The organism is Belliella filtrata (assembly GCF_022549775.1).
Lineage (GTDB): Bacteria > Bacteroidota > Bacteroidia > Cytophagales > Cyclobacteriaceae > Belliella > Belliella filtrata.
In genome coordinates this window covers 19,035-39,146 of record NZ_JAKZGP010000048.1, presented here as the reverse complement: position 1 = coordinate 39,146, position 20,112 = coordinate 19,035, and the positions used below count along the sequence as shown (strand labels likewise).

Annotated in this window: 6 protein-coding genes; 5 read left to right on the top strand and 1 reads right to left on the bottom strand. The window is 38.8% G+C overall.

Going from position 1 to position 20,112, the window contains the following annotated elements; genetic code table 11:
- From MM239_RS15700 to MM239_RS15690, 3 genes are all read left to right on the top strand, one after another.
- Positions 1–3,051: DUF7507 domain-containing protein (locus tag MM239_RS15700; protein ID WP_241349204.1), on the top strand; the 3,051-nt coding region annotated here is incomplete at its 5' end.
- Between the two features lie 38 nt (positions 3,052–3,089).
- Positions 3,090–4,040, top strand: coding sequence for a PorP/SprF family type IX secretion system membrane protein (locus MM239_RS15695; protein ID WP_241349203.1), 951 nt, complete (start codon positions 3,090–3,092; stop codon positions 4,038–4,040).
- Positions 4,041–4,042: 2 nt separating this feature from the next.
- A complete protein-coding gene (locus MM239_RS15690) occupies positions 4,043–6,400 on the top strand; it encodes an OmpA family protein (RefSeq protein WP_241349202.1) in 2,358 nt (785 codons plus the stop codon).
- A 444-nt stretch (positions 6,401–6,844) separates the two neighbouring features.
- Here MM239_RS15690 and MM239_RS15685 read toward each other — a convergent pair whose 3' ends face one another.
- Positions 6,845–7,939, bottom strand: a complete 1,095-nt coding sequence (locus MM239_RS15685) for a hypothetical protein (RefSeq protein ID WP_241349201.1) — start codon at positions 7,937–7,939, stop codon at positions 6,845–6,847.
- Between the two features lie 333 nt (positions 7,940–8,272).
- On the opposite strand from MM239_RS15685, the gene MM239_RS15680 reads away from it, so the two are divergent.
- Together MM239_RS15680 and MM239_RS15675 are read left to right on the top strand one after the other, a co-directional pair.
- The gene (locus MM239_RS15680; RefSeq protein ID WP_241349200.1) at positions 8,273–14,812 is read left to right on the top strand and encodes a polyketide synthase; all 6,540 of its coding nucleotides are present in this window, start codon (positions 8,273–8,275) and stop codon (positions 14,810–14,812) included.
- A gap of 104 nt (positions 14,813–14,916) precedes the next feature.
- A complete protein-coding gene (locus MM239_RS15675; RefSeq protein ID WP_241349199.1) occupies positions 14,917–20,106 on the top strand; it encodes a non-ribosomal peptide synthetase in 5,190 nt (1,729 codons plus the stop codon).
- Positions 20,107–20,112 lie beyond the last annotated feature (6 nt).

Genomic DNA, 20,112 nt, shown 5'->3' with positions numbered 1-20,112 from the left:
ACATTAGCCCCAGGAGCAGAGGCGTCAATAGATACAGACTATACAGTAACGCAAGCGGATGTAGATGCAGGCTCTGTATTGAACAAAGCTTTGGTAAGCACTGAAAGCCCTGACGGTGAGAATCCAGGTGATGAAGACGAGATAGAAACAGAGATAGATCAAGAAAGCGGAATCACGATAGAAAAGACAGCTGATAAGTCAGTAGTTAGTGCAGCAGGTGAAGAAGTAGTGTACACCTTGACGGTAACGAATACAGGCAACACAACTTTGAGCAATGTAGTGATAGCAGATGCGATGCTAGGTGTGACAGAGACAGTAGAGACTTTGGCACCAAATGCAACAGCAAGCTTTGACTATACTTACACTGTGACCCAATCAGATATTGACAACGGATCAATCCTGAATGTAGCAACAGTAAGCACAGAGAGCCCAGACGGGGAGAATCCAGGTGATGAGGATGAGGTAGAAGTTGATGTAGATCAAGAGAGCGGAATCACGATAGAGAAAGTGGCTGATAAGTCAGTAGTAAGTGCAGCAGGTGAAGAAATAGTGTACACCTTGACGGTAACGAATACAGGCAACACAACTTTGATCAATGTAGTGATAGCAGATGCGATGCTAGGCGCGACAGAGACAGTAGAGACTTTGGCACCGAATGCAACAGCAAGCTTTGACTATACTTACACTGTGACCCAATCAGATATTGACAACGGATCAATCCTGAACGTAGCAACAGTAAGCACGGAGAGTCCTGATGGCGAGAATCCAGGTGATGAGGATGAGGTAGAAGTTGATGTAGATCAAGAAAGCGGGATCACATTAGAAAAGACAGCTGATAAGTCAGTAGTTAGTGCAGCAGGTGAAGAAGTAGTGTACACCTTGACGGTAACGAATACAGGCAACACAACTTTGAGCAATGTGGTGATAGCAGATGCGATGCTAGGTGTGACAGAGACAGTAGAGACTTTGGCACCAAATGCAACAGCAAGCTTTGACTATACTTACACTGTGACCCAATCAGATATTGACAACGGTTCAATCCTGAATGTAGCAACAGTAAGCACGGAGAGTCCAGACGGGGAGAATCCAGGTGATGAGGATGAGGTAGAAGTTGATGTAGATCAAGAGAGCGGAATCACGATAGAGAAAGTGGCTGATAAGTCAGTAGTCAGTGCAGCAGGTGAAGAAGTAGTGTACACCTTGACGGTAACGAATACAGGCAACACAACTTTGAGCAATGTAGTGATAGCAGATGCGATGCTAGGCGTGACAGAGACAGTAGAGACTTTGGCACCGAATGCAACAGCAAGCTTTGACTATACTTACACTGTGACCCAATCAGACATTGATAACGGTTCAATCCTGAACGTAGCAACAGTAAGCACGGAGAGTCCTGATGGTGAGAATCCAGGTGATGAGGATGAGGTAGAAGTTGATGTAGATCAAGAAAGCGGTATCACACTAGAAAAGACAGCTGATAAGTCAGTAGTAAGTGCAGCAGGTGAAGAAGTAGTGTACACCTTGACGGTAACGAATACAGGCAACACAACTTTGAGCAATGTAGTGATAGCAGATGCGATGCTAAGTGTGACAGAGACAGTAGAGACTTTGGCACCGAATGCAACAGCAAGCTTTGACTATACTTACACTGTGACCCAATCAGACATTGATAACGGATCAATCCTGAACGTAGCAACAGTAAGCACGGAGAGTCCTGATGGCGAGAATCCAGGTGATGAGGATGAGGTAGAGGTAGAAGTTGTAGATCAAAGTGCTTCTATCCAAATCGTAAAAACAGCAGATACCTCAGTAATCCAAGAAGTGGGTGAAGTGATAAACTATACCTTGACAGTGACCAATACTGGTGCAGTGACTTTGACTGAAGTGGTGGTAATTGATCCACTGACTGGTTTTGAGCAAGGGATTGATTCTTTATCTCCAGGACAAGTTGTGGTATTGACTACAAGCTACACAGTGACAGCAGAAGATATAGAAAATGGAAGTGTAGTGAATACCGCCAATGCAACAGCTACAACACCTGAAGGAAACCCTATATCTGACGAAGATTCTTTGACTATAGGAGTTGAAGCTAGACCAATCTTAGCTATTGATGATGAGCTTGGAGAGTTTGTAGTAAGCTTTGGGGGCATGATTGGGAATATACTAGACAATGATTTGCTAGACGGTCAGTCAGTCACTATGGATAATGTGGACTTTGTTTTCACAGATTTGGATGGTATCGTAGGTCTTTTAATTAATCCTAATGGTGAGTTGAGCTTGATACCGGGTGTAAATGAAGCCAGGGATTATAGATTAAGGTATGAGTTGTCAGAGGTGATGAATCCAAGTAACATGGATGAAGCATTTGTGACTTTCCGAATCTTGAATGATGAGGTTGACGTGTCAGTAAGCAAGACTTCTTTTGGAGTGACAATCTACGAAGGGGACGAATTTGAATATGAGATTCAAGTGTTGAATCAAGGAGTGACAGATGCAGAGAATGTAGTGATCACGGATGATTTACCAAATGGAGTTAGCTATTTGAGTTCTAGTTTCCAAGCGAGTGATGTTAGTATCCAACCTTCGACGACAACAAATGGTCAGCGAGTAACCTGGACAGTTCCAAACTTCCCTGCAGGGGCAAGCTTGACGATTCGAGTACAAGTAAGAGCGAATGAACTACCAAGTTCGAATCCAATTACCATTACCAATGTGGTGACGGTGGTGTCAGATGGTGAAGAGGTTAGTCCAGAGAATAATACTGATACAGATGTGAATATGGTGAATCCGTTCTTTATCCCGAACGTGATTACTCCAGATGGAGACAATAGAAACGATAGTTTCGAGATCAAAGGTCTTGGCAAGTTTGCGACAAACGAGATCGTGATCTTCAACAGGTACGGAGACCATGTCTTTGAGCGAAGTGACTACCAGAATGACTGGCGCGCAGATGGATTACCAGCGGGTACATACTTCTATGTACTCAGAGGTACAGACAATGCGGGAAGACTTCACGAGTTCAAAGGATGGATTCAAGTTATCAAAGACTAAAGACAATAATCATGAAAGGGTATTTAAAAATAACAATAATGACACTTCTGATGGCCATGATGGCCATCGGGGGAGTCCAATCACAACAGCTACCTCAGTATAGCCAATATATTTTCAATGGATTACACATCAACCCTGCATACGCTGGATACAAAGGTGAACCATATATACAAAGTACGTACAGAAGTCAATGGGTAGGTTTGCCTGGGGCACCGACGACATTTACAGCTACAGCAGATTTGAGCGCCAATGAAGGTTTGATGGGGTTTGGAATCTCCTTGCTTTCAGACAAAATTGGCCCGACAAATACCAATGGAGTTATGCTTTCATATGCATATAGAATACAAACTGGAAGAAATAGTTTCTTAGGACTTGGGGTGAGTGCTGGTGCTAGCGAGTATGCTATAGATGGTGACATGCTCAGGGCAAATGATCCCAATGATCCCAACATTCCAGAAGGAAGAATCAACCTTTTCACTCCAAACATGAACACAGGTCTGTTTTTTCACACAGACAGGTTTTATGCAGGGTTGAGTGCATACAACTTGATAGGAAGAAGTTCATTAGAGAGAGAAGACATTGCGCTTGCTTATCATGACTTTCATTATTATTTCACAGCAGGTATGATGATTCCATTGTCTTCTAGTGTTCAAGTGAAGCCAAGTTTCTTGATCAAAGAAGTGAAAGGAGCTCCAACAAATTATGATATCAACGGCATGATCTTATTTAAAGAAAGGTTGTGGTTAGGAGCTTCATATAGATCAAATGTTCAGGTGGGAAGTATGGAACACTTACAGGATAACCTTAATCAAAGAAATGCTGTTGCATTTATATTGGAGGTGTTTGCTACCAGTAATCTTAGGCTAGGTTATGCATATGATCATAGCTTGAATGTTTTAAGTGATTATAGGAATAACTCCCACGAGATTTCAGTTGGGTACTATATTTCACCAAGAATTGTTTCCATGAAAAACCCAAGATGGTTCTAATTATGAAAAAGTTATATACAATTTTATTAGTGGGCATTTTGATGATCATGTTCCTTCCAGAATCAAATGGTCAGAATGCACTTTTGAGATATGCTGATAAGCAGTTTGAGTTGAATAACTTTAGTCATGCAGCTGAGGCATATGAGCAAGCTTTTGAAAGAAGAGAAAAGTATCAAACAGCTAAGATGATAGCCAAATCATACAGCAACTTCAGAGATTACAAGAAGGCTAATGATTGGTGGAAGAAAACAATAGGCTTTGAAGAAGCCGATCGTGATGATTATTATGAGTACATCCTATCGAGCTATAGGTTAAATGGTGGAGAAGTAGAAATCAATCAGCTTTTAGAGGGCTCTAGTTTTATCGCTGAAGATTTTCCTGAAATTGACCCTGTCAAAATGAAGGAGATGTACAAAGCAAAAACTAACTTGAAGCTATCTGCTGTGGAAGGTGTTAATAGCTCAGGTTCAGACATGGGTTTGATTGTGGATGTGGGGCAAAATATGTACTTCAGCTCTGATAGAGGTGCTGTCACACCTACTAGAAAAGCAGCTATAAGACCAGATTTGAACAATATTTATAGCGAAGAGAAATACGACTTTAACGACAGAGAGTTCTTCAAAATTTATAAAAAGGATACTTCTGGCAATGTGTCTCAGGTGGATCCTTCAAATGAAGAAGTTTTGCACTTTTCAAACCCAAGCTTTATGCATGAACAAGGTTTGATGTTTTACACTGTCACTAGAAAAATAACAAAAGCGAAAAGAGTACAACAATTTTCTGTTGGAGCGGAGATTTTCTATAGTAAGATAGATGAGAATGGTAATCTTTCAGAGCACAAGTCCTTGCCATTTAATGATCCTGTGAAATATGGCGTTATGCATCCATATGTAGATGAAGAAGCCATGCGGATTTATTTCAGTTCAGATATGCCAGGAGGCGAAGGAGGTTTTGATATTTACTATGTTGAGTATGACGCTGAATTGAACTTTGGTGAACCTGTGAATTTAGGGACTGAAATCAATACTGGTAAAAATGAGAGTCATCCATTCAGAATGGGGTCAGGTTTTTACTTCTCAAGTGATGGACATCCAGGGTTGGGTGGGTTAGATGTTTTCTCTGCCACTTATGATACCATTTCCAAGGCAATCACTTCAGTTGAAAATATGGGAGCTCCCATCAATTCAAATCGTGATGATTTTGCTTACAGCATTTCACAAGCTGGAAATAGATACTTGACCAGTGATCGTTCCGGTGGTCAAGGGCTTGACGATATTTATACCATAGATGATCTAAACAAGAGGTTGCTTGCCAGAGTTATCGACTGTGATGGAGAGCTATTTACAGAGAGTTTTGAAGCGATGTTGAAAGATAGATCATCCAATACAGCAATAGCAACAGCAAGAGATGAGGATGGGGCATTGACAGCGGAGCTTCCAGTAGAGCAAAGTTTCGATCTATCGATTACCAAGCCAGGCTATTTTAGTATCTATGATAATACTTTAACAACAGTTGGCTTAGAATCGGATGTGTTGGAAAGGACTTATAAGCTTGCTAAGATTCCATATCAGATGCCGGTTTATGTAGATATTGTTTACTATGATTTGGACAAATCTTTTATCAGGTTAACTGAAGAGCCAGTACTTGATAAAATTGGTGAGTTGATGGGTAAATATGAGTTTTTGGATCTGAAAGTATCTTCACATACAGATTCTAGAGCCAGCTATGAATACAATGAGGCATTGAGTGAGCGCAGAGCTGATGCTGTAAGTGAGTACTTGAAAAAATATAATGTAGGTGCGGATAGGATTAGAGCCGATTGGTTTGGAGAAGAAAAGTTAACCAATGATTGTGGAGACGGAGTGCCGTGTCCAGAGTGGGAGCATCAGCTAAACAGAAGATCTGAGTTAGTCCTTGAGGCATTTCCTGATCCAACCAAGCAATATGAACTTCCTAAAGAGCTACTTGATAAAGATATCTGTGATGAGATAGGCATCTTTGAAGAACTTCAGCGAGAGTTGAATGCGATCCCGATTGTGTACTTCGATTTCGATAAATCATTCATCAGACCAGTTCATAGAAAAGAGCTAGAGCGTACGGCAGTGATGATGAACCGTATGCCTCATTTGAACTTGAACATCGAAGGCCATACAGATCAAAGGGGGAGTTCAGAATATAACAAGCCACTAAGTGAGCGTAGAGCAAAAGTGGTAATGGAATGTCTGAAGAAACGAGGAGTAGAGGCAGCAAGGATGAATTACGAGTGGTTTGGAAAAAGTCAACCGATCCATGATTGCGGTGAATGTACAGGTGCACAGCACCAAGAGAATAGAAGAACTGAGCTTAAGCTCAGGAAGTAAGTAGATGGGCTTATTGGGTAAGCCCTATCATAAAATACCCTAACCTGTAGATTTGTTAAAGGACCATCTGTTTCGGATGGTCTTTTTTTTATATATAAGCTAATTTTAGGGCTTGCTGAAAAGGTCTCAGGTTTACCGGATCTACCTATCAGTAGGTAAGTTCAAAGCGGACGAATGAAGATGTGTGCTTTTACTTCAAATGAGCCTAATGAAGAACCTGTCAAGTTGCCATGCAGGCAAATCAAGCTGGATCATTGAATAAGCTTGCACCGGTTTAAAAAGACAATACTCTTGAAATGGGGTATTTATCAAAGTTTCAAGAATTTACTCTCCAGTTAGCATTTTTCAGCATGCCCTAGGTAGATATTTGGTAATAAAAAATGCCCTAAAGGAAGTATAGATAATACAATCTTTAGGACATTTTATATGTGAGATTCAGGTAATTTAATTTTTTACTTCAAAAAAATCAGACAATGGTTTTGTGTATACTCCACATATGACATGGCATAATGCGGTGACAACAACTGTGTTGTTCGCCTGTGTGATGGAAGTAATAAATCCTTCTTCTAAGTTCTTGTTGACCAGTGGTGTGATTTTCATTTCATTTGGAGCCAATTCTATCTTGTAAATTCTGTCATTCTTGAATCCAATGATTTTATTGTCTATTGTGGTGATTTCAATGTCACTGAACTCACTAGGTAGCGTCAGTTTATTCGTTTCAGTTCTGTTTTTTCCATTTTTAGAAGATTTAAATGTCGTTACGGAGTTGCTTTGCAAGTGGATACCAAATGAAACAATTTCGTCTTCTAAAACAGCAGATTTAAAATAATTAAATGAGCCCACTGTGTTTATGGATTTGTCCGAATTTATTTGAACAATGACCCCACCAATATTTGCAATAAAAAAATCATCATAAGAAGATATTTGATAGACTTGATCAAAGTAATCAATTACATTCGGTTTTATTAAACTTACATTTGCAACATTGACACTATTCTGGTTTTCAGCTGTTTCTATTAAAAGAAAGCTAGGTTCATTTTCAGCAATACCAGCGATAGCCGTTCTGTATGGGATGAGAATCAATCCTGTTCCAGATAAGCCGAAGCTTTCTCCTTGCCAACTTGGTATGTCCTCAAAACGAATAAAATTTTTATCATAGTCCTTTGGAGATAATTTGATAAAACTTTCATTGCTCATATCTCCACTTGGCGCAATGTAGATATCTGTTTCTGTTCTACTGACGAATAGCTGATTATGAATTGGTAATTTGTGCCAACCTGGCCTACTTATGAACCCTTTAAAAGATTTTGGATTGGCAGGGCTCTTGAGATGAATATTTTTGTAGTAATTTTCAACAGCAATTAAATTAAGCTCTCCATTAGAGAAGCTACTATTTAATATGGCTTCATCCACACTATTTGACTTTACCCAATTTGTTTGAGCTGAAATTGGGTCTGCGGGAATATCATCTACTTTACTGCAAGCGACACAGTAAATCATAATGATGATTGCAATTGCTGTTTTATCAATCCTAACCATGGTTTTGTTTTAAAATGTGTAAGCAAAAATATATAATAAATATTAAAAAATGTATTTCAAATAAATAATAATTCATTTAAAAGATAAATACACCTTTGTGTAGTTTGATTCAATTGAATTTTGAGAATTTATGGGTTGAACCTGCATTCCGTCGTGATTTTTTATATCCTATTATCTTAAAATGCTTGCGTTATTAATGTCGATTCAACCGTTTGTAATGTATTTCAATATAATATAAATGATTTTTGAATACAGGAATTTGTATAATATTTTTTTTTATATAACTTTGTTTAAAGTTAAAGCAATGTGAGATTTTTAATAAAATGATATATTATGAAGCATATTTATAATAAAGTCCATTCTTTTTTTGAATTGCAGGTGGCCAAGACACCTGAAAGCGTTGCTATTGTTTACAAAGACGAGTTACTTACCTATGGGCAGTTAGATATTGCGTCTGATAGGTTGAAGGACTATATACTGAATTTCCATGCTGAAGAAAAAGTAATTGGTGTAAGTGCCTTGAAGCATTTACATACTGTTACAAGTATTTTAGCTGTATTGAAAGCTGGAAAAGCTTATGTGATTTTGGATGCTGAGCACCCAGTGGAAAGGCTGAAACAAGTTGTTGAAATTTCAGAAGTTAAATCTTGTATTGGTATTGAAAAAGAACAAGAAAAGTTTAATGATCTTGGGCTAGACTTCATTGGAGTAAATCAAGATGAGGTAGGAGAGTCGGTTGAGGTAGCTGAGGACCAGTTTCAACAGATGGCAATTCTTTTCACTTCTGGATCAACAGGCGTTCCGAAGGGAGTTGTTTTGGATCACCAAGGTATTTTTGAGATGGTTGCATTCCAATTGGAACAAACTGGATATGAAAGTAAAGAGCAAGTTCTGCAGTTTTGTTACCTTGGTTTTGATGGGGCAATTAAGGAGATTTTGGTAACAATTTCTTCTGGAAGGACTCTACACTTTATAGATGAAATCAATAGGTTGGATTCCAAGTTTTTGATTGATTACATACAAAAAAATCAAATTAATAGGGTTTATTTTCCATTTGTGAGTTTACAGTATTTTGCAAACGAAGCCATTCAGTCAAATACTTATCCAAGCTCTTTAGTAGAGATATTCACAGCTGGCGAATTGTTGAAAATCACCCCTCAGATTAGGACATTTTTCAAAAATATGCCTAACACTAGACTGAAAAACTTCTATGGTCCTACTGAAGCAAGTGTTTTTGTTACAGTTCATAAGTTAGCAGAAGACCCTGATACCTGGGATGAAATACCACATATTGGTTATGCTGCAGCTGATTGTAGGTTGTATGTGCTTGATGAGAACCGAAAGCCCTGCGATACTGGTAGAGATGGGGAGCTATATATAATGGGGAACTGTCTTGCTAGTGGTTATAAAAACAGAGAAGATCTTACCGCAGAAAGTTTTGTTTCTATACCTGGCCTTGATCCAGATTTTGAAATTGCCTATAAAACAGGAGATATTGTCAATAAGAATGAAGATGGATCTTTTGTGTTCAAGGGACGTGTAGATGATCAAGTTAAGGTAAGAGGCAATAGGGTAGAGCTAGGAGAAGTTGAGGTCAATATCAATAAATTTCCTGCGGTGAAACAAGCCGCTGTGAAACTTGATTTGGATTCAGCAGGTCAAAAAATGATCGTTGGATATGTGCAGTTCGACTCCAAGCAAGCTTCTCAGGTCAATGATTTGAAAGAATTTTTAAGAAAATCATTACCTGAATACATGGTTCCAGATTTTATTTTAGAAATGGAAGAATTTCCTAAAACATCATCAGGTAAGATCGATAGAAAAGCACTACCCAAACCAATTCAAATCAGAGAATCTATTCTTTCACCTTATGTAGCACCGAAAACAGGAATTGAAGTTTCTATATGTAAGATTTTTGCTGAGATACTACAGTTTGATATCATAGGGGTAGAGGATAATTTTTTCGCTTTTGGAGGGAATTCTCTAAAAGCCCAAATGCTCGTTTCCAGGTTGAGAAATGAAGCAAAAGTTGAATTACCAATAATAAAATTATATCAATTTCCTTCTGTCTCTTTGATTATAGAAAATGTAGTGTCAGGTATAAAGAATGAAACATTGTTGAAAAGTGGAAATTCAAAAAAATCGAAGCCAGACATCAAAAAAGAGGTTGCTGTTATAGGGATAGGAGGAAAATTCCCGAAGGCAAGTGATGTTCATAAGCTTTGGGAAGTACTTGTCAACAATGAAGAGACTATTCATTTTTTTGAAGATTGGGAAGTAGATGCTTCAATAGATCCTAATGAAGTTTCTAAGCCAAACTATGTCAAAGCACGGGGATTGATTGATGATGTAGATCATTTTGATGCCAAATTTTTCGGCTTGAATAAAATCGTGGCTGAGGCCATGGATCCACAGCAAAGGATCTTTATAGAGTCTGCCTACGAATTATTGGAAAGTACTGGTTATAGGAAAAAAGACGCGGATAGTCAAATAGGGGTTTTTGCGGGGGTGAGTAAGAACACTTATTTTCAAAACAACCTCATTCACTTTCCAGAGCGAATTGAAGCACTAGGTGATTTTCAAGTCACTTCATTGAATGAAAAGGATTTTATAGCTTCAAGGACCGCATATCATTTGAATTTGACAGGTCCTGCTGTGAGTGTTTATTCGGCCTGTTCTTCATCTTTGCTAGCCATTGTGCAGGCAGCAGAAAGTATAAGATTGGGGAATTGCGAAGTGGCGATTGCGGGTGGAGCGAGTGTGAAGAGTCCCGTATTTAGTGGGCACCTTTATGAAGAGGGAGCCGCTTATAGCGAAGATGGCCATTGTAAATCATTTGACCATCATGCTAGGGGTACTGTTTTTAGTGATGGTGTAGGGCTTGTCTTATTGAAAGATATGGACGCCGCCATTCGGGATCAAGATGAAATCTTGGCTGTGATCAAAGGTGTAGGAGTCAATAATGATGGAGGTGACAAAGGGAGCTTCAGTGCGCCAAGTATAGAAGGTCAGGCCATGGCTATTCGCGCAGCGATGATGGATGCAGAAGTTCAATCAGATCAAGTAACTTTTGTAGAAGCACATGGTACGGGTACTCCATTAGGTGATCCTATTGAGATCGAAGGGCTTAAGCTGGCATTCGGAGAGACCAAAAAGAAAAATTATTGTGCAATTGGTACGATCAAAAGTAATATCGGGCACTTAAATGCCGCTGCTGGTGTGTCAGGTTTTATCAAAGCTGTGCTTTCTATACATCATAGGAAAATGGTGCCTGTGCATGGGTTTGAAAAGCTAAATCCAAATATTGATCTTGAAAACTCCCCTTTCTATATCAATAATAAGGTAGTGTCCTATTCAGATCATGAAAAACTTATCGCAGGAGTAAGTTCATTCGGTGTGGGTGGCACCAATGTTCATGTGGTTTTATCTCAACCAGATGTGATAAACACTAATTTACCTAATCAGTCTATTGAGCAAAGTAAGCTACCTTTTCACCTGATAAATTGGTCTGCAAAAACTGAAAGATCACTTAAGGATTATGCAACCAAGCTTATAAATTATACGAAAAGTCACCCTCAACATGGGATTGCTGATATAGCATCTACTTTACAGCATTTTAGGCCTGATTATTCCTTGAGAAAATTTGTTTTGGCCAAGGATTCTGAAGATTTGCAGAGAAAATTAGAGCAATTTATTAACGAGAAAGTTTTAAGTACTCAAGCAGCAAGAGATAAAGATTTCGCCTTTTTGTTTACTGGCCAAGGAGCTCAGTACCTGCAGATGGGGTTTTCTTTGTATAAGCATTTTGATGCATACAAAGAAGCTTTAGACGCAGGTTCACTCTATATCGAAAAGTATTTTGGTTTTAATATTCTGGACTTGATTTTTTCTGAAGCTTTCGCAGCAGAGGCTACCCAAAAGCTTAGACAAACGCAATTCACCCAACCGGCTATTTTCTTGACAGAGTATGCACTTGGCAAGTTGTGGATCTCGTTAGGTGTAGAACCATTGATCCTATGCGGACACAGTATTGGGGAGTATTGTGCTGCTGTGTTTGCTGGGGTGATGACCTTTGAGGAAGCATTGGATGTAGTTTGTAGAAGGGGACAGCTGATGAGTCAGTTACCTGAAGGAGCTATGCTTGCAGTAAGAGCTTCCATTGATCAAATCCGGAATCACATAAATGAAGATGTATCACTTGCCGCTGTAAATACTACTATGGCATGTGTCCTCTCGGGAGATCATAAGCAAATCAAAGAGCTTTCGCTAAAGCTACAAGCTCAAGGAATCCAATCAAGGTTACTGCAAACCAGCCATGCTTTTCATTCCTACATGATGCAGCCAATATTGAATGAATTTGAAGAAGTTATTTCCAAAATAGAGCTGCACAGACCAAAGCTTCCAATTGTATCGACGGTGACAGGGCAATTGCTAAAAGACGATGAAGCGATGAGTGCAAACTATTGGGCCAAGCAAATTATCAATCCTGTACTTTTCTCGGATGCTCTATTTACAATTGATCAAGAGGGATCTTTTGATTTTCTTGAAATAGGTCCTGGGAATGTGTTGAGTAGTCTTGTTAGACAGCACAGCTTGAAACACAGAGGGAAAGTTTTTCATAGCATTTCACCAGACCAAACAGAATCAACTGAATTGGAAACATTCATCAATACAGTAGGGAAATTATGGGAGGCAGGGCATGCTGTGGATTTTAAAATGTTGAATAAACATATCACGCTATCTAAGGATGTTCCAACCTATGCTTTTGATAAGCAGCGATATTGGCTGGATCCGCCAAAGCGGGTGTTGAAAGAAGAATTACTTGGTAATAAAGAACAATTAAATCAAAAAGTAAATTTAAATACAGCTAGGGAAATGGATACAGTTAAGATTTTTTCTCAAAAAATTCAAGAAATAATTCTTGATGCTACAGGAGTACAGATGCCAGATGAAAGTGTTACTTTCTCTGAAATGGGACTAGATTCCCTGATTTTGACTCAACTTGGCTCAAAGTTCAGGAATGAGTTTGGTGTACAGTTGAGCTTCAGGCAGCTAAATGAAGAGCTACAGTCCATATGCCAAATTTCAGCTTATGTAGACCAACATATTTCTCCTTCTCAAAAAGAAGCTTATAAAGCCACAGTACCTACTTCAGCGCCTTCTGTTTCAGCTGCAGAGCAAGTGCATCAATATCAGACTTCTTCACCACAAGTGAATGTATCACAAGAGTCCTATATAGGAAATGGAGCACAGCATGCCATGATCAACTTGATAGCACAGCAGATGGAATTGCTATCAAAGCAGTTGAATCAAATCCAACAACAAAATCATGCAGCTCCAATGCCAGTAAATGGTGCAAGCCATGCCCCTGCCCAAGTACCACCTACTCCAGTTGCTAAGCAAGAACAAAAAGATAGTAGCCCTTTCAAGCTTTCAGAGTCTGAATCAGTAGAACTGAAAAAGCCATTTGGCGCAATAGCTCGAATTCAAAAGAAGGATGTAGAGCTTTCTGAAGCTCAGAAAATGTTTATCAAATCTCATGTAGATAGGGTAGTGTCCATGACAAAATCCTCCAAAGAATATACTCAGAAACACAGAGCACACATGTCCGACCCTAGAGTGGTATCTGGTTTTAAGCCAGCTATCAAGGAGATGGTCTACTCTATGGTAGTAAATCGTTCCTTAGGAAGTAAAATTTGGGATATAGATGGAAATGAATACCTAGATGCTTTGAATGGATTTGGTTCAATCATATTCGGGCATAGACCTGAATTTATCAATGATAGGCTTAAGGAGCAATTGGACAGGGGTTATGAGATCGGCCCACAGCATCCACTTTCAGGGGAGGTTTGTCAATTGATTTGTGATATGACAGGGCATGAGCGGTCAGCACTATGCAATACAGGATCTGAAGCGGTGATGGGAGCGATGAGAATAGCTAGAACAGTGACAGACAGAAGCTTGATTATTGCTTTCAATGGATCGTATCATGGGATTTTTGATGAGGCTATTGTAAGAGGTATTCAGAATAAGAAAGTGTTTCCTGCGGCAAGCGGAATTATGGAGAATTCTGTTCAGAATATGTTGTTGCTAGACTATGGTACTGATGAATCTCTTCAGATCATTAGGGAGAGGAAAGATGAAATAGCCGCAGTATTGGTAGAGCCCGTACAGAGTAGAAGACCAGAGTTCAGACCCATCGAATTCCTTCAAAAAGTAAGAGAAATAACAAAAGAGTGCGGTGCTGCATTGATTTTTGATGAAGTGATCACAGGATTTAGGATGCATTTGAAAGGCACACAAGGTATATTCAGAATCAAAGCTGATATCTGTACATATGGAAAAGTAATCGGTGGAGGATTATCGATTGGAGCTATAGCAGGTGACAAGAGATTCATGGATGCTTTGGATGGAGGGTATTGGCAGTATGGAGACGATTCGGTACCCGAGGTGGGAGTGACATATTTTGCAGGGACATTTGTTAGACATCCTTTGGCCTTAGCATCAGCCAAAGCTGCCTTAGAATACTTTCAAAAAGATGGTGGGAAACTTCAACATGACCTGACGCAAAAGACTTCAGAGCTTGCTGAGAAAATCAATCAATACTTATCCAGTAAAGGTTTGCCTTTTGATATAGTTCACTTTGGCTCGCTTTGGAAGTTTAAGCCTAAGTTTGAGATAAATTATACAGAATTAATTTTCTCATTGATGAGAGAAAAAAGAGTTCATATATATGATGGATTCCCGTGCTTCATGACGACTGCGCATACACAAACTGACATACATTACATAGCCGATACATTTATATCTTCAGTGGAAGAGTTGCTGGCAGTTGGTTTTTTCAAGGAAAGTCTCATCATGCAAAATGTATGATGGCTAAGTAAGTAAGATTAGTTTTAAATGGAATCATTGAAGGTGATTTTGATGATCAAGAAAGTTTAAGGGGTACAAGTGAGGAATTATTTTTACACAAAGGCATGAAAATTATAATGGAATCGAATACAGGGTCAAGGGTTTGTTTTACTAGTGAATCTCAGCAAGAAATTTGGCTAAGCTGCATCATTGGAGGGAGTGATGCCAATAGAGCTTTCAATGAGTCTATTACATTAGAGCTTAAAGGGTATCTTGATATATCAGCTTTGAAAAAAGCAATTAGAGATACAGTTCTAAGGCATGATGTATTGAGAGCTGTGTTTTCTGAAGATGGACAAAGTTATGTTGTCAAAGAAAATGTTGACCCTGTGGAGTTTATTGACTTGCAGGGATTCGATGAGCCGAATAAGGAGAAGATACTCAAAGAACTGATCAATGAGGAAGTGATGCATTCATTTGACTTGGTCAATGGTCCCTTGTATCATATTACACTTATTCAAACTTCACACGAATCGATTTGCATGATCTTTACCGCACATCATATTGTGTGTGATGGTTGGTCTACAGGTGTGTTTTTAAGAGATATTTCTAAACTTTATAATGCTTATTTTCAAGGATCTTCATTGCAATTGCCATTAGCTCCCTCCTATAGCAGGTATAGTGATGAAGAAAAGAAATTTCTTAATTCCATTGAATTTTTAAACAATTTAGATTTTTGGAAAAAGGAAATAGGTTCTGATCCTATAAGCTTAAGTTTACCTACGGATTTTGAAAGGTCTATTTCAAGATCGTTTAATGGTCGAAGAATAGATACTACAATTGAGCCAGAAATGGCCGAAAGGCTCAAATCTTTTGCAAAAATTAATGGAGTAAGCTTTTTTAATTTGATGCTTTCATGCTTTGAGTTACTCATGGCGAAAATCTCCAATCAGCGAGATTTTTTAATTGGTCTTCCTTCTGCGGGCCAGGTGATTACCGAACAGTATGATTTGATGGGGCATTGTGTCAATCTTTTGCCACTTCCTGTTCGAATAGAGCAGCGCCTCTCTTTTAAAGAATATTTAAAAGAAAGGAGAAAGAAGCTAAACCAAGCATTAGACTATCAGCAGATCACTTTTGGAACTTTGCTAAAACAAATGAGAATAGCACGGAAGCCGAATGAAATACCAGTGGTTCCAGTTGTTTTCAATGTTGATTTGGGAATGGATGACCAGCTTGAGTTTTATGGTTTGGATTTCTCAATTCATACCAATCCTAGAAAGTTTGAGAACTTTGAATTGTTTTTGAATTTATTCGAGACAAAAGAGAAATTGGCCTTAGAATGGTCTTATAACCCAGATTTGTATACAGCTGATACGATTCACTTTTGGTCAGAGCAATTGATTGGCTTATTTAATCAAATTTTGGATACAGAAGTATCGCAGGTTTCTAAATTGATACAGAATAAACCAGTCAGGATTGTTCAAGATTCATCAATAGAATTTAAGAGAATAGAAGACTTCGTGCCAGTGGTTGAAATGGTGGAAGAGGCTGTTGCGAAGTTTTCCAATAAGGTTGCAGTGATTTTCAAAGACAAGCCATTGACCTACCAGCAGCTCAATGCGTCTTCCAATAGACTTGCCAGACACATGATCCACAATGGTGTGAAAAAAGGTGACAGGATCGGGGTTGTTATGGAGCGTTCTGAGAAAATGATTGTTGCTATTTTCGCTATTTTGAAAGCAGGTGCTGCATATTTACCTATAGATACTGATTATCCAGTCAGTAGGATCAGTTTTACTTTAAATGATGCTGAGGCAAAGCTAGCCTTCATTGATCATAAAAATCAACAGAAATTTGAAGAAGTTTCACAAGCTGTTTGCTATGAAGAGGCGATAAGTCAAAGTGTAGATTTAGAGGCTGCAAATCTTTCCATTTCATTGAAAGAAAGTGATCCAGCCTACATCATTTACACATCAGGATCTACAGGAAATCCTAAAGGTGTAGTGCTTGACCATGGTAACTTGCACAGTTTTTTGATGAATGTAAGTCAGACTCCTGGTATTGTAAGTGAGGATGTGTTTTTGGCAGTGACTTCTAATTCTTTTGATATTTCGATACTTGAATTGTTTTTGCCCTATGTTCATGGTGCTCAGACATATTTGTTGGATAATTTTGAGAGGCGGGATCCAGCTATAATGCTGGATGTGATTCAGAAGCATCAAATCACCGTGATGTTTGCAACACCCTCACACTGGAAGATGATGCTAGGGCAGGGTTGGGTAAATCCGTTCCCAAAACTTAAAGCAATTAGTGGAGGAGAACCTTTAGAAGTTCATGTGGCTGATAAGCTAGTAGATAGGGTAAGTTCTTTATGGAATATTTATGGACCTACAGAGACCACAGTATTTTCTACTATAAAACAAATCAAAACAAAAGGGCAGCCTATATCTATAGGAAAGCCTATCATCGGTACAAATGTTTATGTCGTAGATGATTATGGGAATATTCTCCCAAATGGTCAGGTTGGGGAGCTTTATATTTCTGGACAGGGTGTCGGCCAAGGGTACATCAACAGGCCTGAGTTGAATGCACAGAAATTCATCCAAGATCCTTTTTTTACCGATTTAGATCTACGTCTTTTCAAAACTGGAGATTTGGGGAAGTATGATGTGAATGGAGAGCTTTTTTGCCTTGGCAGGAAGGATCAGCAAGTGAAATTCAGAGGTTTTAGAATAGAGTTAGATGAGATATCTAACAAAATCATTTCTTCCCCACAAGTCAAAGATGCTTTGGTCGATATGAAAGTTATAGATGATGAGCAGCATCTAATTGCGTATGTCGTACCTGAAAAAATCCATGAAGAAAGTGAGCTGGCTTCATGGAAGCAAAAGTGGGACAATGTATATGATGAGGGACAGAGAGAAATCGATAATAGGGGAATTGAAAACGGAGATCTAGATTTTGTCATTGCATCAGTCCTTGGAAGTGATGCAAATCTGGAGCAAGAAGCCGTGGAGTGGAAAAGTCAATCCATAAAGAGGCTGAAAAGACTAAAAGCAAAAAAAGTAATAGAGGTAGGTTCGGGAGCGGGTCAAATTGCTTTGGAGCTAGCGCCAGAAGTTGATTCATATGTTGCCACAGATTATGCTTCTACAGCCATTGATAACCTTAATCGAAAAATTGCCAGCAAGCCTGATTTGAAAGGTAAACTTCGTGCAGAGGTATCTCCCGCTCATGATTTTTCTTTTGCGGATGCTGGTTCTGTTGATTTGGTTATTATTCACAGTGTTGCGCAATATTTTCCAAGTTCGAAGTACCTTCTTGATACAATCAAGAACAGCTTAAATACGCTTTCCGATGGAGGTTGTCTTTTTATAGGTGATATGCAAAGTGCTAGTACCTTGGAAATGTACCATGCATTTGATCAATTGCGAAATGTGAAGTCGGACATGTCTATATTGTCCTTCAGAGAGGTAGTGAGTAGGAGAGTATTGGTAGAAGACGAGCTTACGGCAGACCCTTCATTCTTCTATCACCTCAAGGAAGTTTTTCCAGAAATTTCTGCCATAGATGTTCAATTAAGAGAGGGTACTAGTCTCAATGAGACCACTAAGTACCATTATGATATTTGGCTATACAAAGGAGGAAGTAAATCTAATCAAACAATGGATGTTGTTCTAGATTGGTCAAGTTTTTCTTCTGATTTGTCTTCAATCGGACAGTATTTAAACAATCAAAATGGAAAGACTATTTTGATTAAAAATCTCCCAAACATCAGGGCAGCTGAGGACTTCAAGTTCTATACTTTTATCAATCAGGCGAATGAGTCAGGTAAAGTTGGAGACTTTGTTAGAGCGTCTGGGCAGGCTGTGGATTCCTTTTCTTTAGAAGCATTGTGGGCGATTGCTGATGAGAATGGTTACAGAGCACATATCAGGCACCAGAACGATGGGGTAGACAATATGCTAGAAATGTGTCTTATTCCACTTTCATCAAACTATTTGGATGTATTGCCTCCTGTGTCTGAGTTTACTGATAAGCGTGAGAAATTTATAAGAGAGCCCTTCAAAAATCAGATTCAAGTTGATTTTTCAAAAATAAAGGATTCGCTGAAGGAGTCTTTGCCGAGCTTTATGATCCCCTCTCATTTTGTGCAAATGGATGCTTTTCCACTTTCACAAAATGGCAAAATTATCAAGCAGGAGCTTCCCTTGCCAGAATCAATAGTTGTGGAGGACTCAGAAAACATTGAAGAAATGTCCACATTAGAACTTGGGCTAGCTGAAATTTGGAAAGAGACATTAGCGGTTTCAAAGGTGAAATTACACGACAATTTCTTCGAACTTGGAGGCCACTCGCTATTGGCTGTGAAGGTAATGTCCAAAATCGATGAGAAATTAGGGGTGAAAGTATCGATATCCACGCTTTTTCACTATCCTACGATTGCCTCTCTGGCTTCAAAAATAGCTGAAGAATCTCATTCGGAAGCTTGGTCTTGTATAGTCCCAATCAAGACGACAGGCTCGAGAAGGCCTTTGTACATTGTTCATGGAGCAGGTTTGAATGTTTTGTTTTTTTATAATTTAAAAAATTATTTGCATCCTGATCAGCCTATATATGGCATCCAAGCCAAAGGGCTCAATGGTACAGATGAGCCATTAGATTCTATTGAAGCTATGGCAAGGCACTATGTGGAAGAGCTTTTGAGATTTCATCCTCAAGGAGATGTAGAAATTTCAGGCTACTCATTTGGTGGAATCGTGGCATTTGAAATGGTCAGAATATTGAGAGAAGACTATGGGATCAACATTTCTAGGGTATTGATGATTGAGGCTTATGCTGATCAGTCGCAAGATTTCCCGAATAAATTTTCTGAAATTAGAGCAAAAGTGGCTACATTTTTGAAGAAGAGGTTTTTCAATTTGAAACTATTGATAAAAAGCCCAAGGCTATATAAAGATCATAAGCTACTATATGATTTTATTGTAAATTTAAATCAAGTTGTAAATTCAATCTTAGGTAAAGATATTGATTCAAATTTGGATCCTTTGATCAGAAGATTTAAGTATATCGAAAGATCCTTGTATAAAGCATTAAGTATACATCACATCCAGCCAATGGATATAAAGGTGGTGCTGCTAAAATCAAAAGACCAATATAATTGGCTGCCTGACTTTGAGACGTTTGGTTGGGTTGAATATGCTTCTGAAGTGGAAGTAGCTTTGATTCAAGGGGATCATCACAAAGTTTTCGATTCTGAAAATATTGAAGTAATGGCAAAATCCTTAGAGTTTGTCCTTATTAGAGATTAATATTAA

Bases quoted from the DNA above. Each gene is read 5' to 3' on its own strand.
- MM239_RS15685 (WP_241349201.1), bottom strand. From the start codon at position 7,939: ATGGTTAGGATTGATAAAACAGCAATTGCAATCATCATTATGATTTAC.
- MM239_RS15675 (WP_241349199.1), top strand. From the start codon at position 14,917: ATGAAAATTATAATGGAATCGAATACAGGGTCAAGGGTTTGTTTTACT.
- MM239_RS15690 (WP_241349202.1), top strand. From the start codon at position 4,043: ATGAAAAAGTTATATACAATTTTATTAGTGGGCATTTTGATGATCATG.
- MM239_RS15680 (WP_241349200.1), top strand. From the start codon at position 8,273: ATGAAGCATATTTATAATAAAGTCCATTCTTTTTTTGAATTGCAGGTG.
- MM239_RS15695 (WP_241349203.1), top strand. From the start codon at position 3,090: ATGACACTTCTGATGGCCATGATGGCCATCGGGGGAGTCCAATCACAA.